15 protein-coding genes are annotated in these 15,230 nt (G+C 46.4%); 9 read left to right on the top strand and 6 right to left on the bottom strand.

Annotation, left to right across the window (positions count from 1 at the left end):
- Positions 1 to 127 precede the first annotated feature (127 nt).
- Complete coding sequence (locus H8K52_RS09170) at positions 128 to 670, bottom strand: YaeQ family protein (protein WP_186922602.1); 543 nt, start codon at positions 668 to 670, stop codon at positions 128 to 130.
- A 24-nt stretch (positions 671 to 694) separates the two neighbouring features.
- Entirely contained in the window at positions 695 to 1,561 is an 867-nt protein-coding gene (purU, locus tag H8K52_RS09175) for a formyltetrahydrofolate deformylase (protein ID WP_186922603.1), read from the bottom strand.
- Between the two features lie 173 nt (positions 1,562 to 1,734).
- Between purU and H8K52_RS09180 the strand changes: the two genes are divergently transcribed.
- The gene (locus tag H8K52_RS09180; protein ID WP_186922604.1) at positions 1,735 to 2,769 is read left to right on the top strand and encodes an NADP-dependent oxidoreductase; all 1,035 of its coding nucleotides are present in this window, start codon (positions 1,735 to 1,737) and stop codon (positions 2,767 to 2,769) included.
- Here H8K52_RS09180 and H8K52_RS21575 read toward each other — a convergent pair.
- On the bottom strand, positions 2,743 to 2,877 hold the full coding sequence (locus tag H8K52_RS21575; RefSeq protein ID WP_281387946.1) for a hypothetical protein: 135 nt from the start codon (positions 2,875 to 2,877) through the stop codon (positions 2,743 to 2,745). The two genes, H8K52_RS09180 and H8K52_RS21575, sit on opposite strands and share 27 nt — an antisense overlap.
- A 99-nt stretch (positions 2,878 to 2,976) precedes the next feature.
- On the opposite strand from H8K52_RS21575, the gene H8K52_RS09185 reads away from it, so the two are divergent.
- The 8 genes from H8K52_RS09185 (at position 2,977) to H8K52_RS09220 (ending at position 10,374) form a co-directional block, all read left to right on the top strand.
- The gene (locus H8K52_RS09185) at positions 2,977 to 4,302 is read left to right on the top strand and encodes a hypothetical protein (RefSeq protein WP_186922605.1); all 1,326 of its coding nucleotides are present in this window, start codon (positions 2,977 to 2,979) and stop codon (positions 4,300 to 4,302) included.
- Positions 4,303 to 4,330: 28 nt separating this feature from the next.
- The gene (locus H8K52_RS09190; RefSeq protein WP_186922606.1) at positions 4,331 to 4,777 is read left to right on the top strand and encodes a hypothetical protein; all 447 of its coding nucleotides are present in this window, start codon (positions 4,331 to 4,333) and stop codon (positions 4,775 to 4,777) included.
- Positions 4,778 to 4,813: 36 nt separating this feature from the next.
- Positions 4,814 to 6,427 (top strand): sensor domain-containing diguanylate cyclase, encoded by a 1,614-nt coding sequence (locus tag H8K52_RS09195; RefSeq protein ID WP_186922607.1) that lies wholly within the window; start codon positions 4,814 to 4,816, stop codon positions 6,425 to 6,427.
- A 320-nt stretch (positions 6,428 to 6,747) separates the two neighbouring features.
- Positions 6,748 to 7,221: a hypothetical protein gene (locus tag H8K52_RS09200; protein WP_222613742.1), complete on the top strand. Its 474-nt coding sequence runs from the start codon at positions 6,748 to 6,750 to the stop codon at positions 7,219 to 7,221.
- A gap of 94 nt (positions 7,222 to 7,315) precedes the next feature.
- Positions 7,316 to 7,846 (top strand): GbsR/MarR family transcriptional regulator, encoded by a 531-nt coding sequence (locus tag H8K52_RS09205; RefSeq protein ID WP_186922609.1) that lies wholly within the window; start codon positions 7,316 to 7,318, stop codon positions 7,844 to 7,846.
- A gap of 214 nt (positions 7,847 to 8,060) precedes the next feature.
- The gene (locus H8K52_RS09210) at positions 8,061 to 8,540 is read left to right on the top strand and encodes a thiol-disulfide oxidoreductase DCC family protein (RefSeq protein WP_186922610.1); all 480 of its coding nucleotides are present in this window, start codon (positions 8,061 to 8,063) and stop codon (positions 8,538 to 8,540) included.
- A gap of 29 nt (positions 8,541 to 8,569) precedes the next feature.
- Complete coding sequence (locus tag H8K52_RS09215; RefSeq protein WP_186922611.1) at positions 8,570 to 9,901, top strand: SDR family oxidoreductase; 1,332 nt, start codon at positions 8,570 to 8,572, stop codon at positions 9,899 to 9,901.
- The gene (locus tag H8K52_RS09220) at positions 9,898 to 10,374 is read left to right on the top strand and encodes a DUF2269 family protein (RefSeq protein WP_186922612.1); all 477 of its coding nucleotides are present in this window, start codon (positions 9,898 to 9,900) and stop codon (positions 10,372 to 10,374) included. Before H8K52_RS09215 ends, H8K52_RS09220 begins: the two co-directional genes overlap by 4 nt.
- Positions 10,375 to 10,511: 137 nt before the next feature.
- Here the strand turns inward: H8K52_RS09220 and H8K52_RS09225 are convergent, their stop codons facing one another.
- The 3 genes from H8K52_RS09225 to H8K52_RS09235 all read right to left on the bottom strand — a co-directional run bounded on the left by H8K52_RS09225 (position 10,512) and on the right by H8K52_RS09235 (position 15,200).
- Positions 10,512 to 11,978 (bottom strand): DNA recombination protein RmuC, encoded by a 1,467-nt coding sequence (locus H8K52_RS09225; RefSeq protein ID WP_186922613.1) that lies wholly within the window; start codon positions 11,976 to 11,978, stop codon positions 10,512 to 10,514.
- Between the two features lie 302 nt (positions 11,979 to 12,280).
- A complete protein-coding gene (locus tag H8K52_RS09230) occupies positions 12,281 to 12,679 on the bottom strand; it encodes a group II truncated hemoglobin (protein WP_186922614.1) in 399 nt (132 codons plus the stop codon).
- Positions 12,680 to 12,689: 10 nt separating this feature from the next.
- Positions 12,690 to 15,200, bottom strand: coding sequence for an ABC transporter permease (locus H8K52_RS09235; RefSeq protein ID WP_246464401.1), 2,511 nt, complete (start codon positions 15,198 to 15,200; stop codon positions 12,690 to 12,692).
- Positions 15,201 to 15,230 lie beyond the last annotated feature (30 nt).

Genomic DNA, 15,230 nt, shown 5'->3' on the forward strand with positions numbered 1-15,230 from the left:
ACTCTCGACTTCGACATATCAAGACAATAGTCCAACATGTGGCTACTACGATGTAATGCATTGTAGGCGGTATTTAAAATCGATGACATTGTTAAACGGTGGACGTACCGAAATTACGACATTTTGACTATCCAAAATCTTTAAATGTTTCCAAATCAATCTGAACAGACTGATCACCGCCCGACATCCAAATTTGCCCGTCTTGTATGGTGCACTGCAGTTGCATGGTACGTTCAGCTAATTTGGCGAGTTCTTGACTGGTCTCAGACGCGATATTCTTTACACACAAATTCTTTGCCCGTTCAAGACGGCTGTTCATTTGCTTCCACCAAATACTACTCGCATGGGCAAAACTATACACAAAGACTTGTTCGGCTCGTCCACACGCTTTCAACAAGCGACGGTCATCTGGTTGTCCAACTTCACCCCATAACAAAATCGCATCGGTATAGTCTTTTTCCCAAAAGTCAGGTTCTTCGGTATCGGAAATTCCGCGCCCAAACGCCATACGCTCGCTGGCGTGAATAGCAAATGCTAACACTCTGACCATCATGCGTTCATCCGTCTCCGAAGGATGGCGTGCAATAGTCAAATTGTGATCGGCGTAATAGCCACGATCCATGTCAGAAATATTGAGTTCTGCTTTATAAATTGTTGATTTCAGTGCCATTGATATGATTTATGTTTCAAAAAATTATTTAAATACGACGGTCTTATGGCCGTTCAAAAGGATGCGGTGTTCCACGAAATAATTCACTGCCCGAGCTAACACCACACATTCAACATCGCGTCCGATCGCGGTCAGTTTTTCCGGATCCATAGCGTGATCGACACGTTCGACATCCTGCTCGATAATCGGACCTTCGTCCAAATCACCGGTCACAAAATGCGCCGTTGCCCCGATCAATTTAACGCCACGGTCATGCGCCTGATAGTAAGGTTTTGCCCCTTTAAAGCTGGGCAAAAAAGAGTGATGAATATTAATCGCGCGACCATTTAATGCCTGGCACATGGTCGTCGATAAAATCTGCATATAGCGCGCCAACACCACGAGTTCGGCTTGATTGGCGTTAATCACTTCCAAGACCTTCTGTTCTTGTAATTGCTTCGCCTCGGTACTGGCCCCGGCCGCCAAAGGCAAATGATGGAAGGGAATATTGTAACTAGCGGCCAATTGATAAAAATCGGTGTGGTTAGAAATAATTGCCTTGATTTCTACTGGCAATAAGCCACTTTTATAACGGAACAAAAGATCATTCAGGCAATGACCAATTTTCGAAACCATCAATACCACACTGGGCTTATGGTGTGCATCGTGCAATTGCCACACCATCTGCCAGCTTTGGGCAACTTCCGCAAACGAATGACGTAAAGTCGCGTCGTCGATAGCACTATCTTCCAGCGAAAAATGAACCCGCATAAAAAATAGCTTTGAATGGGCATCGCCAAACTGTGCTGAATCAATGATATTGCAAGCATGCGTTGCAAGAAAACCGGAAACGCTGTGAACAATGCCGCGTTGATCTGGGCAAGACAAAGTCAAAATATATTCTGGACGCATAAGGTGTTGAGACTAGCCGGAAAGAAATAGAAAGCAAACTAAGCGAAAAAAACAACCCACATTGTCTCATGCCCACCGTCATATTTGCCTCGCTAAGGCCACGAAATAAAAGCACACTCGTACTTTTTGCGCTATAGTCGTAGAGCATTTCAAACCACTCAGGAGTTCAGCTCATGTCAAACAATATTCTCAATCACCAAATCCGTCTCGCGGCTCGTCCTGTTGGCTTCCCCAAAGACAGCGATTGGCTGCACACAGAGGAGCCCGTGCGCGAACTAAATGAGGGAGAGATTCTGGTAAAAACGCTATTCATTTCCATCGACCCCGCTATGCGTGGCTGGATGAATGGTGGCAAATCCTATATACGTCCTGTGGAAATAAATGAAGTGATGCGCGCTGGTGGGGTTGGTATTGTCATCGCATCGAAATCCGACCAATTTCAGGTAGGTCAACATCTCAGCGGTAGCCTTGGTGTACAAGAATATTGGATCGGCATGGCAAACGACAAGTATGCCGGCTTTTATCCCATTGATCCTCAAGTAGCCCCCTTGCCTAGCTACCTAAATGCCTTGGGCATGCCTGGTATGACTGCTTATTTTGGCCTGCTCGAGGTTGGTCAACCCAAGGCGGGCGAAACAGTGGTCGTGTCTGGCGCCGCGGGCGCGGTTGGACAAACAGTTGGGCAGGTCGCGAAACAACATGGCTGCCGTGTGGTCGGTATTGCGGGCGGTCAGGAGAAATGTGATTTTGTCGTGAATGAGTTGGGTTTTGACGCCTGCATAGACTACAAGGGTGGCTCAGTCAAGGACGGTTTGAAACAGCACTGCCCGAATGGCGTCGATATTTATTTCGACAATGTGGGTGGAGACATTTTGGATACGGTGCTGACCCGCATCAATATGAAAGCGCGAATTATTATTTGTGGTGCCATCTCGCAATACAACAATACGACCGCGATCAAAGGCCCATCCAATTATCTGTCACTCTTGGTGAATCGCGCAAAAATGGAGGGGATTGTGGTGTTTGACTATGTGAAACGCTATCCCGAAGCTGTGCAACAAATGAGTGAATGGATGAAGGCAGGTCAATTTCATACCCGTGAAGATATCATTCAAGGTTTGGACAAATTTCCAGAAGCTTTGATGATGCTGTTTGAGGGTAAAAATTTTGGTAAGCTTATTTTACAAATCAATCCATCCCAAGGCTAACAACAACTCACCGGGATTCAGACCAAAAACGATCACAAAACTTGGCAATGAAATAGCAACATTGCCGAGCACTTGATCGCCAAAAATCTTGACCACTGTCTTATTCATACATGACCTTGAATAAGAGATTGCCATCACAATTTCTACTGTGTAATATGGACTTGGATAAAGTTTGACGCAAAGCAATTGTAGTCAAGGTGAGGTTCTATGAATAGCAATTCTAGTCAGCGTTGCTTATTGTCGCAAAACCTACATGCCGTTGTCTTAAGCAGATCACGGCGTTTGGCCTTTCTCTTTACCATTTGTGTCCTATTGATCTGCTCACCCAAGGTTCTTGCAGCAGAGCTGTCAGAACAAGATTCAAGCGTCAAAGTCAGCGGCTTTGGTACGTTTGGCGTCAGCTACAATAGCAGTGGTGAATTTGATTATCTCAGAGACTTACTACAAACGCGTGGTGTGGGCTATAGTCGCCGACTTGACATAGGTTTGGACTCGCTGGTAGGACTTCAGCTCTCGACTAAACTCAGCGACAGTGTAGAAACCACTGCACAGACCGTTATCCGACGCAGAGAAGGTAATTATCGTCCAGAACTCACTTGGGGTTTCATCAAATATTATCCTAATGATGAATGGGATTTTCGCTTAGGCCGACTTGGCTTTGATGTCTACCCGCTAGCCGACTCCAGAAATGTCGCCTACTCCTATGTTTGGGTTCGGCCTCCAGTCGAATATTTTGGAGGCTTAATTGTCAGCTATATCGACGGCGTGGATGCCGTTTATCAATATAGCGTTGGTAATGGTCAGGCAAAAGCAAAGCTGTTTGCCGGTAAGGCACAAGAACGCTTGCTGGCTGCAAGTCCCGATACGTACTTTTCGCTAAAAAATTCGAAAATTATTGGTGCTCAATTAGAATTCCAATCGCAAAACTGGTTGGCGCGAATTGGTTTGGCCGAGCTTCAATTTAATCATCAATATCCAGGCATACAAGGTTTAATTGATACGCTCAGGTCACCAATGTTTTCGCAACTGAGCCCTGCTGCGAGTGGCCTGGCAGAGAATCTTTCGTTTAAAGACAAGAAGATCCGCTACCTGTCGGCGGGTTTGGTGTATGACAATGGCCCCCTACAAGCGCAACTCATGCTAAGTCGCCTTAATTCACAGACGCTGAGTTTTAATTCAAATGTCGCGGGCTTTTTCACCATCGCTTATCGAGTCAAAGAATGGACGCCTTATTTCACGTATGCCAAAACGCGTCCATCAGGCAACAAAAACATCGTGACAGGACTCCCCTTAACGACCTCTCCCATGGTCGACCAGATTGAAGCTGGTATTCAGAGTTTCTTAAAAGCGACTCGCAATGAACAGCACTCACAGTCTATCGGCCTTCGTTATAGTTTGAATCACACCAGTGACATAAAGATTCAAGTTGACATGATCAGCAACAAAGAACGTCTGATCGTCAGACAAGCGCGAGCCGGTTGGAACGGCAAAGGCACTATCATTAGTTGTAACTACAATTTTATTTTCAACTGAGTTTAATTCTACAAAATACAACCAAGCCATGTGTGCGCGCAAACCATTGATGATGCTGCTGCTGTTGCTAGTAATCGCAAGCTATAGCAGCGCGCTCAAAGCATCGAATGATTTTGTAGTCATCGCCAATCCCCAAGCTGGCATTGATAAAATGAGTAAGGACGAAGTGATCAATGTCTATATGGGGCGCAATCGCAAACTAACTTCAGGCATCACTGCCCAACCTCTAGATATCGCAACGCCTTTAGGAGAGAAGGCTAATTTTTATTTTGTGATGGTGAATAAAGAACTATCCGAAATTAGTTCTTACTGGGCGCGCCTTCTATTTTCTGGCCAAGGATCACCACCAAGACAGGTCAGCACTGCAGAGCAAGCCTTGGAAATCGTCAGCACGAATAAAGGCGCCATTGCTTACATTGATCGAACAAAAATAGACCGACGGGTCAAGATCATATTTGATCCAGCTCGCTCCTAGGCAACATGGATTAAAAAAGAGAGTGAATCCACACAAATGCTAAATATACTCCGTACTAGTATTGTCTATCGCAGCAGCTTCATGGTGCTGGCAATCGCTCTATGTGTAGGTGGTCTATTCGCGGCATTCACTTATTTGTGGGAGTCGACGACTGAACAAGAATTAGCCCGGGCTCGCTTAGGCACTCTGTTAAGTACAGTGGAAAATACGCTCAGTATTGCTTGCTATTTATCTGATGCGAATCTCGCCAAAGAAGTTGGTCAAGGACTATTAAAAAATCAGGAAGTGGCTGGCATCAAAATCTATTCCCCTAAAAGCACTTTAATTGAACTACACAAAGATAAATCCCTAAAGAAAATTAACTCACTTCTGCCCAGTCTCAAAACCAATCCACAAATTCAACGCCCAATTTTTTCGCCATTCAATCATAAAGAATCGGTTTGCCAGATTGAACTGACGCCCGCTATTGATTTCATACGCTCGCAAGTCAATCACAAAGCGCGCTTCACTTCCCTATTACTGATGTTGCAAGCTTTGATTATGGCTGGTGCCGTTGTGTATATCGTGATGTATCTGATCACACGTCCGATCAAAACTATTTCAGACCGGCTGCATCACCTCACCCCAAATGACGATGCAAGTTTGCCGCTGCCAACAGGAAATGAAAGAGATGAAATCGGACAATTGGTACGCGATGTCAACAATTTATTTTCAAAACTATTTCACATCTTAGAAGATGAACGTGAACTGCGCATGCAACATCAGATTGGTGAGAGAAAATTTCGCGCCATCTTTAACAATTCTGAAACGGGTATTTTTCTACTCAAGCCAGATGGCGAAGTCATCTCATGTAACCCGGCATTCCTGCGCTTACTGGCAATTGTGCCAAATGCCAGTCCTGAATTGATACGGCATAGCTTAATCAGCAACCTCAATGACTATGCGCTACGACTACAAGGCATGTTAGAGAATGCACGGCATGACGATCAAATTTCATCCGAGGATTTTGCCATCGAAGTCGGTACACCACCGCAGCAAAAATGGATTAACTTGGTCATCAGTGCCGTAGAAAATGATGTCTTGCAAGGACTAGTCAATGATATTACCGAAAGAAAAATGCTGGAAGAATCGGCAAATCAACTTGCCATTACAGATCACCTCACCGGAATCGCCAATCGTCTGGGCTTTGAAAAAGCCATGTCCAGAATTCAATTTGAAATGCACGCCGGACTAATCAGTAGCTTCTATATTTTAATGATCGACCTCGACGGATTCAAATATGTCAATGATCAATACGGTCACGAAGTCGGCGATAAAGTTCTATGCCATTTCAGCGAGCTATTAAGTAAGATCGTCCGCCGATCAGACTTCATCGCGCGTATCGGTGGCGATGAATTTGTCGTGATACTCAAAGAGATGGACGAAGTTAATCAGGTGGAAAATATCGCCAACAAAATCATCACAGAAACCTCACAAGTGATTCACTTCGGCGATGCGATTCACATCCAGATTGGTGCTAGCATCGGCATCAACTTTATCAACACGGCCGACTACGATATCGCCACCATCTTGCACCATGCCGATGAAGCTATGTACTTGGCAAAAAAAGCTGGCAAGAATCAGTACCACTTATTCCAGCAAAAAAATTGAAAGTGCAGCAGAGAATACCAAAGGTATTCTCCACTACGCCCAAGTAACAATAGAGGAAACAAATTAGGCAAAGCTTGTCATTGCGATTATGCTAGCAACTTTTGTGCCGTTCAGACTTAGTGATAATGCTTACGACCGACTTCCCACAGAATCAGATTTACCTAGCTCGATCACATCGAGAGCGTCTGTTTTCCGCTCTGTTCGCCATCACCATTTCTCTAGTCTTTCTAGCCCAACTAAATAGCGAATTTTTTACCAACATCAATCCCGCAATTACATCGCAACAGAACGTGATGCTTCTCAGTTTCATACAAAAACCAGTGAACACACAGCGACAAATCGACACCGCCGAACCAACACGGCAAAAACCAGAACATGTAGTCAACGTCGTACCGGCACAGTCCAAACAACCAAAGACCAAGAGTACTCCAAGCAACCAGGCCCCTACCAGCAATACCGATCCAGTAGCAAAAACGGAGACCGAATTAATCAATGCTTTTCCAGAATCACCACGTCAAGCCCCCATATCAAATCGAGCCAACGAGCAAACTGCTACATCGACGTTCAAATACGATAGCGCCTCAATAAAACAAGCCTACGACGCAAGTAAGTCGGATATACAAAAAATGGCGGAGAAAGCTGGGACTCCACTGGAAGATCCCAAATTAAGCAAACATGACAAATTCCAACGCGCAGCAGAACGCGCGGTCAAACCTGATTGCCTGCGTCAAGGCGGCAGTATCTTGTCCCTATTCGTCGTCGCCTATCAGGTGGCAACCGATCACTGCAAGTAAAGCGACGAATCAAAACCTTAACTTTAAGAATCTTACTCAACATTTCCTTAATTTCTGTCTTGACAGAAATTAAGGAAATACCTACACTAACGACATGGAACTTACACCTGTCAAACAAAAATTCATACTGCACTGGGGTGAAATGGGCACCATGTGGGGCGTTAATCGCACCGTCAGCCAGATTCACGCCCTGCTCTACATTGCCGGCACACCGCTCACTGCAGAAGAAATCGCCGATACACTAGGCGTCGCACGCTCCAATGTCTCTAATTCACTGAAAGAATTACAGAATTGGAACTTGGTCAAAGTGGCACATGTGATGGGCGACCGTCGTGCGCACTTTGAAACTTCACTGGATGTGTGGGAATTATTCCGCACCGTTGTGCGTGAACGTAAAGAACGTGAATTGAACCCGACGATTGCGACTTTACAAGCCTGCCTAGACAGCCCAGATATCGATCAGGAAGATCGTGCCAGCAAAGCGCGTATCGCGGAAACATTGGCGCTCATGAAAACGCTGACAAGTTGGACAGATGAAATGCTGCGCTTGGAACCCAGCACTTTAATGAAGCTATTAAAGATGGGTGCCAAGGTACAGCAATTTGTGCGCGGTGACGAAAAATAGTTAGTAAATACAGGCGCATCAGGGTTCACCGATGCGCATTTTTTTAAACACATATTTCTGTATAGACAGAAATAACAGAAACAAAGAAATTATTTTAAATATCCGATGTTGCATGTTCACAGACATTACGCATTAATGGCTCGCCCCGAATACCAATTTTCAACTTAACTTTGAACATCAATGTTGACGACCAATTTCAAGCGAAGGAAAGATCATGAACCATAATAATTACCCACTCACCTTGCTCTACGATGAATCATGCCCGCTGTGCAAACTAGAAATCGACAATCTGCGCGCGCGCAACACGCAGGATCTTTTACGCTTTATCGACGTATCGGCACCAGACTTTGACGACAGCAGCTATCCCGCCAGCAAAAAAGACATGATGGAAATCATTCATGCGCTACGCCCTGATGGCAGCATGGTTAAAGGTGTTGAAGTCTTTCGTTTGGCCTATGGTGCAGTCGGCTTGGGCTGGATCACTGCGCCAACCAACTTACCTATTCTCAAACCATTCTTCGATTGGGCATATATCCATGTCGCCCGCAATCGCTATCGTCTGTCAAATCGTTTTTCTGGTGTCCTATTTAAAATTGCTGCGGATCGTGCGTCCAAGCGTGCGCTAAAAAATAGTCGTGGATGTAAAGACGGCATGTGCGCTACCAAAGCAAGCCAAGAACAAAGTGATGCTTGAGTCGCCCGCTCGTTGAAGGAGAATAGATCATGAGAATTCTAGTTTGCGGTGCACACGGCTTTGTGGGTCGGCACATCAGTCATCGCTTACAACAAGCGGGACATGAAATCGTCTATGGCGTACATCAATTCAGCGATGGCGGCACAGCGCAGCACAATGAATTATTAATCGGCTATCACAAAGACACCTCAACCAGCATTTGGGAAAAACGTTTTGCCGCCCTTGCAGCATCAGGCAAAATCGATATCGTCATCAATGCAGTCGGCATCCTCACTGCAAGCAATACTGCATCTTTTGCAGCCATCCACCGCGATACGCCGATCGCCTTATTTCAAGCTGCTAGCGATGCCGGTGTACGAGGCATCTTGCAAATTTCAGCCTTGGGTCCTGATGACAGTACGCTTAGCCAAACTGCGTCGGCATCACAAGAGTTGAGCTCCTATTTGCAAACCAAACGCGATACAGATCAATATTTAAGTCAACTCAATTGCACCAACTTGATCTTAAGGCCATCTCTGATCGTGGGGATGGACGGCGGTAGCAGCCAGCTTTTTCGCAGCCTCGCCAGCATGCCCGTCATCGCATTGCCAGGTAAGGGCGAGCAAGCGCTACAACCCGTGCATATCGATGATCTTTGTCGCTGTGTCGAAAAATGGGTTGAGGAAGTCGCGAATAATACGGCGGCGTGTCATCAGATCATTTGTGCAGTCGGACCAAGTCCGATGACCTATCGCGACATGCTTACAAACTACCGTCAAGCCATGCGTTTAGCACCCAGCTGGTTCATTCCAGTTCCTATGCCGATCATGCGAGTCAGTGCTGAACTTGCGAGATTTCTCCCGCAAAAAGTATTCGCTCCTGAGACGCTACGAATGTTAGAACAAGGTAATACAGCGGATGCAGCACAATTCATCGACTATTTAGGGCAAGCTCCTAAAGGTGCAAAAGACTGGTTTAGCGATAACGATACGGCTAACTTGGCTGCAGCGGCGATCGCCACTTGGTCAACAATCTTGTTTCGACTAGTACTCGCCTTCCTTTGGATTGCGACGGGCATCATTTCATTATGCATTTACCCGCATCAAGAAAGCGCGCATTTACTGTCTCAAGTGGGAATTAGCAGCGTTTACACCATGCCAATTCTATATGCGGCAAGCGGTCTTGATCTAAGCATAGGCATCGCCACCATCACGCATCGAAGTCGGCGCTTATGGCTAGCCCAATTACTCGTGATTTTCATGTATTCCATCATCATCGGGGTTTGTCTGCCTGAATTTCTGATTCATCCCTTCGGCCCGATTTTGAAAAATATCCCCATACTGGCAATTTTGCTTGTCCTGATCGGAGGAGAAAAAAAATGAACACCTATTTACTACTTAAAACCTTGCATATCATTTCATCCGTGCTGTTGGTCGGTACAGGTTTTGGTTCAGCGTTTTATTTGTACTTCACCCATCGCAGCAAGAATGTTGCCGCAATCGCCACGGTGTCGCGTTTAGTTGTCATCGCGGACTGGTGTTTCACCACGCCGGCCGTCATCATTCAACCGATCAGCGGTATCGCGATGGTGTATTTGGCAGGATGGCCACTCGATACACCGTGGATTTTGCTCAGCATCATCTTGTATCTGCTTGCGGGAGCTTGCTGGTTGCCAGTAGTTTGGCTACAAGTCAAAATGAAGAAGATGGCTGAAACTGCCTACGCACAAGGAGAAGATTTAACCGCTTGCTATTGGCAATATGCACGTTACTGGGAACGCTTAGGATATCCGGCATTTATCGCCATGTTAGGAGTGTTTTATTTGATGGTGAATAAGCCGAGTTTGTGGGGTTAAGAGGTCATCAAAATAGTTGATTCTGAATTGATTCTGAAAAATGCTGGGCTTGTCAGCCCAGCCTACCAATCATCAGATTTCCAAGGTAGGTTGGCACTGAACGAAGTGAAGCCCAACATTTTATTGAAACCTGCAACTCAAACTTCCCCATCCTCAATATGATCCTCAATTCCCAACAAACTCTGTGCTGCATCGGTCGGTAAGGCTTCAACCAATTTCAATTTCCGCGTCATTTGACGCGTACGTACTTCGGCCTTATCAATATTGTCCGCCGCCTTAACCAAGGCATTTTTTGTCGCAGCCAACACATCACCGAATTTACTAAACTCGGTCTTCACAGCACCCAATACTTGCCAGACCTCGGATGAGCGTTTCTCTAAGACCAAGGTTCTAAATCCCATCTGCAGACTATTTAATAATGCCGACAGAGTCGATGGTCCCGAAATGGAAACGCGATGAGTGCGTTGCAGTTCATCAGCCAAACCTGGGCGACGCATGACTTCCGCGTAAAGGCCCTCGGTTGGCAAAAACAAAATCGCGAAGTCGGTTGTTAACGGCGGCGACAGATATTTTTCAGCGATGGTTTTAGCTTCATTACGGATCACCCGCTCTAGTTCTTTTCCTGCCTGTGCTACGCCTTCAGCATCGGCGCGTTCGGCCGCATCTAATAAGCGCTCATACTGTTCTTTTGGAAACTTGGCATCGATAGGCATCCATACTGGGGCACGGTCATCTTCTTTGCCGGGCAATTTAATCGCGAACTCAACACGCTCGCCACTATTGGGAATCGTCTCGACGTTCTTTGCATACTGATCTGGTGTGAGCATTTGCTCCAACACCATTTCGAGCTGAACTTCACCCCAGGTACCGCGCGTTTTCACATTGGTGAGTAAACGTTTGAGATCGCCAACACCGATGGCTAACTGCTGCATTTCACCTAAACCTTGATGTACTTTTTCTAGACGTTCGGAGACTTGTTTAAACGATTCACCCAAACGCTGCTCTAAAGTCGCATGCAATTTTTCATCGACGGTCTTACGCATTTCTTCTAGTTTGCTAGCGTTATCGGCTTGCAGCTGCTGAATCTTTTGTTCCAAGGTTGCACGAATCTCTAACATGCGTTGCGCATTTGATTCCGTCATCGTGCTTAAAGTTTGATTAAGCGTGTCGGCGAATCGCTTCAAGCTCAAACCTTGCTCTTCGCGCGCACTTTGCCCTTGCAGAATTAAGGCCTGACGCATCTGCTCTAACTGTTGTGCATTGCTTTCATTGAGCTTGACCAACTGCTGTGAAAACGCGTCGATCTGATTGTTTTGCAAGGTGGCGACGCTAGTCAATTGCGCACTCAAAGTCTGTTGAAATTGCGTAAAATTCGCGCCTAAGTCTTGTCTCGTTGCTTGCGCTGTGGATTGAACTTGTTCACGCAAAACCCGCTCGGTACGCTCTTGTGCTTGCTGTTGTTGTGTGAATGTTTGCTGCAATTGCGATTGCAAAGCGAGCCATTGCGCTTCCTGACTACCAACCTGTTTGCGCACTAAAATCAGTACTTGCAAGAGGACGACCACAGAAATTGCGAGGGTCAAAATGACTTCTATAGTATTCATGGGTGTAGTCTTATGTATGAATTTTGAGGCTTACTCTCCCTTCTCCCGCTAGCGGGAGAAGGGTCGGGGATGAGGGAAGTTCAACAAGCATTACGGCATTAGATCGCAGGAGAAATTTTAATTGAGAAAGTTGTAGGTCTGGTGAAACCGCGCCGCCAACCATCAAGCACTTGCGTAGTGCGGGTTTCAACCTCCCGACCGAGCTTAGCCTAATTGAATTGACTCTACCATTTCTGAACGCCCCTCACCCTAACCCTCTCCCGCTCGCGGGAGAGGGAACAAAAGCGATGTCTATACTCGAATTACCCCGGCGTATTGCGCATCCAATCGGCAGTCTGATAAAACGAGTTCATCAAGTGTTCTTGCAAAGGCTCCGCAATTCCGACATCTTGCATCGCCCACGCCATGCAACGCAACCATTGATCTCGCTCAGCAACGCCTATCGCGTATGGCAAATGTCGAGCGCGCAAACGCGGATGTCCAAATTGTTCTATGTAGAGATTCGGGCCGCCCATCCATCCCGATAAAAACCAAAACAACTTGTCGCGAGAACTGTCATTCGGCTGTGGATGCATTTGATTGATACCTGTAAACTCGGTTTCCAATTGCATCAAATCATAAAAGCGATCGACCATTTCTCGAAGCTTGTCAGCACCACCGATCAATTCATACAAATTGGATTTCTCTTCCTGCTCTTCCATAAAACTCTCTTTAACTATTTCGCAAAGACATGAGAGGCGGTTGACTCAAAACATTACGTAATCCTAACCAACCACCAATCAAAGCGCAGACCGCGCCAACAATGATACCCGCACCGATGACAACAGGTGAAAATGTCCACGCGAATTTGAAGGCAAAGGTAGCGAGTGCCCAGCCGATCGCCAAGGCGCCACAAGCGGCAAGTGCGCCCGCCAAACTACCGACCAATAAAAACTCTACCCATTGTGCATGCGAAAGCTGTTTACGCGTGGCACCTAAGGCGCGAAGCAAAGCAGCTTCACGCATGCGGATGTCTTGCGAACCAGCGAGAGCAGCGTACAAGACCAAGACGCCAGACACCAAAGTGAACAAGAACAGGAACTCAACCGCAGTAATCACTTGATCTAAAATATCTTGCAGTTGTTTCAGAATAGCACCCACATCCATCACCGTCAGATTGGGGAAATCTAAGGTCAGTTGATTGGTGAACTGCTTCTGTTCATCAGGTACACGGAACGCCGTGATGAAAGTCTGGGGCATATCCTGCATCGCTTTGGGATTAATCACCACGAAGAAGTTGACCCGCATGGAACCCCAATCCAATTTACGCAGACTAGTCACTTTAGCTGAAACCTTTTGACCAGCGATGTCAAATACCATTTGATCGCCTAACTTCAATTTCAAAGTTTTCGCTAAGCCTTCTTCGACAGAAGCCTCAGGTTCTGTCGCGCTGCTATCGTTATACCACTCACCCGCCACCACCTTATTCAAAGCAGGCAAATCCGTCATGGTGGAAAGATTAAATTCTCGCTCGACCAAAGAATTGGCACGCTCATCTTGATAAGAATTTGGCTTCAATACCTGATCATTAATCTGAATCAGGCGTCCACGTATCATTGGGTAGATCATAGGCTTGGCGAAATTTTCGACACGCTTGGCGATTTCTTCTTTTTGGTCGGGCTGAATATTAATCACAAAATGATTCGGTGCGTCAGCAGGCGTTGATTGTTTCCATGCGGCGATCAGATCTCCGCGCACCACCGTCAACAATAGCAAGGCCATTAAACCTAAGGACAAAGAAACCACTTGCACCACCGTCGCACCTGGGCGACGCTGTAATGCGGTAATTGCGAAACGCCAAGCTGAAAAATTAAAACTGGTACGCATGCGTTTCAAGACAAAAATACTCAACCAAGCGACAAAAGAAAAAAGGAATAGACCGACAATAAAACCAACCGCCACCATAGATCCCACTTTGACGTCGCCAGTTTGCCACAGCAATAAGGAAATAAAGATACCCAAGCCTAAGGCGTAAGTTGCGAGCGTCATCGCTTTCGGTGCATCTTGCTCGCGACGAATCACTTGATTGTGCGGTACATCGCGCAACTGCAAAATCGGCGGCATCGCAAAACCGATCAACAATAAAATGCCGACAGCAATGCCTTGCCATGCGGGCAAGAAAGTCGCTGCGGGCAGATCGACAGAAACCAAGCTACCCAACCACTCCAACAACAAAAAATGGCTAGCGAAACCGATCATCACACCAGCGATACTGCCGACGATACCTAACATCAAAAACTCTAACAGATACATCGTTGTAACTTGGTTTTGAGTTAAACCAAGGCAGCGCAACATCGCGCAAGCATCAATGTGTCGCAACATAAAACGGCGCGCTGCCATCGCTACCGCCACTGCTGCCAACATGGCGGACAACATACTGACCATGGATAAAAACTGTTCAGCACGATCAAGCGTGGTACGCAGTTGTTCATTGCCATTAGCGATCGTTTCTATGCGTACACCTTTAATACTTTGCTCAGTGAGTTTCTTGTCTAAGTTCACTCTGAAATTTTCTACCGCTTGTTTATCACCTGCCAGCAATAAGCGATAAGTGATGCGGGAACCATCTTGTATCAATTTCGTTGCAGCCAAATCCTGTTCAGAAATCATGACGCGCGGTGAAAAACCGAGGAAGCCCGCACCACGATCAGGCTCTGATGCGATGCTTTGCGTCACGGTGAATTGCTGCTCTCCCACGCTAATCTTGCTACCAATCGCAATGTTCAGACTGCCCAATAAGGCAGGATCAACCCAAGCTGTGCCTGCGACCGGAACCTTATCGACCGCGACTTCTTTATCGCCCTCGAATAATTTCAACTTACCACGTAGAGGATAGCCATCCGTGACTGCTTTCAAGGTCACTAATTTCGCCTTGGCGGCATCGCCTTCGCCAGCAAACGCCATACTAGGAAAAACTACGGTCTCCGCAGTTTTCAAACCATTCTCTTTCGCCAACTGCTTCCACTCCGGCTGTATCGTTCGGGTCGAAACAACCAGCAAATCCGCTCCCAAAACCTGAAGGGCATCGCGCTCCAAACCGCCGCGCATACGATCAACAAAAAAACCGACTGAGGATAATGAAGCGACCGCCACCATGAGTGCGATCAATAAGAATCGAAGTTCACCAGCGCGCCAATCGCGTTGCGTCATGCGAACTGCTATAGGCAAAATGAAAGAGAACATGGTGCTCCTGAGTGGCTATGAAGGATAAAA

It is taken from the genome of Affinundibacterium seohonense, assembly GCF_014284305.1.
Lineage (GTDB): Bacteria > Pseudomonadota > Gammaproteobacteria > Burkholderiales > Burkholderiaceae_D > Undibacterium > Undibacterium seohonense.

Bases quoted from the DNA above. Each gene is read 5' to 3' on its own strand.
- purU (WP_186922603.1), bottom strand. From the start codon at position 1,561: ATGCGTCCAGAATATATTTTGACTTTGTCTTGCCCAGATCAACGCGGC.
- H8K52_RS09205 (WP_186922609.1), top strand. From the start codon at position 7,316: ATGGAACTTACACCTGTCAAACAAAAATTCATACTGCACTGGGGTGAA.
- H8K52_RS09230 (WP_186922614.1), bottom strand. From the start codon at position 12,679: ATGGAAGAGCAGGAAGAGAAATCCAATTTGTATGAATTGATCGGTGGT.
- H8K52_RS09170 (WP_186922602.1), bottom strand. From the start codon at position 670: ATGGCACTGAAATCAACAATTTATAAAGCAGAACTCAATATTTCTGAC.
- H8K52_RS09235 (WP_246464401.1), bottom strand. From the start codon at position 15,200: ATGTTCTCTTTCATTTTGCCTATAGCAGTTCGCATGACGCAACGCGAT.
- H8K52_RS09225 (WP_186922613.1), bottom strand. From the start codon at position 11,978: ATGAATACTATAGAAGTCATTTTGACCCTCGCAATTTCTGTGGTCGTC.
- H8K52_RS09220 (WP_186922612.1), top strand. From the start codon at position 9,898: ATGAACACCTATTTACTACTTAAAACCTTGCATATCATTTCATCCGTG.
- H8K52_RS09195 (WP_186922607.1), top strand. From the start codon at position 4,814: ATGCTAAATATACTCCGTACTAGTATTGTCTATCGCAGCAGCTTCATG.
- H8K52_RS09185 (WP_186922605.1), top strand. From the start codon at position 2,977: ATGAATAGCAATTCTAGTCAGCGTTGCTTATTGTCGCAAAACCTACAT.
- H8K52_RS09210 (WP_186922610.1), top strand. From the start codon at position 8,061: ATGAACCATAATAATTACCCACTCACCTTGCTCTACGATGAATCATGC.
- H8K52_RS21575 (WP_281387946.1), bottom strand. From the start codon at position 2,877: ATGAATAAGACAGTGGTCAAGATTTTTGGCGATCAAGTGCTCGGCAAT.
- H8K52_RS09215 (WP_186922611.1), top strand. From the start codon at position 8,570: ATGAGAATTCTAGTTTGCGGTGCACACGGCTTTGTGGGTCGGCACATC.
- H8K52_RS09190 (WP_186922606.1), top strand. From the start codon at position 4,331: ATGTGTGCGCGCAAACCATTGATGATGCTGCTGCTGTTGCTAGTAATC.
- H8K52_RS09180 (WP_186922604.1), top strand. From the start codon at position 1,735: ATGTCAAACAATATTCTCAATCACCAAATCCGTCTCGCGGCTCGTCCT.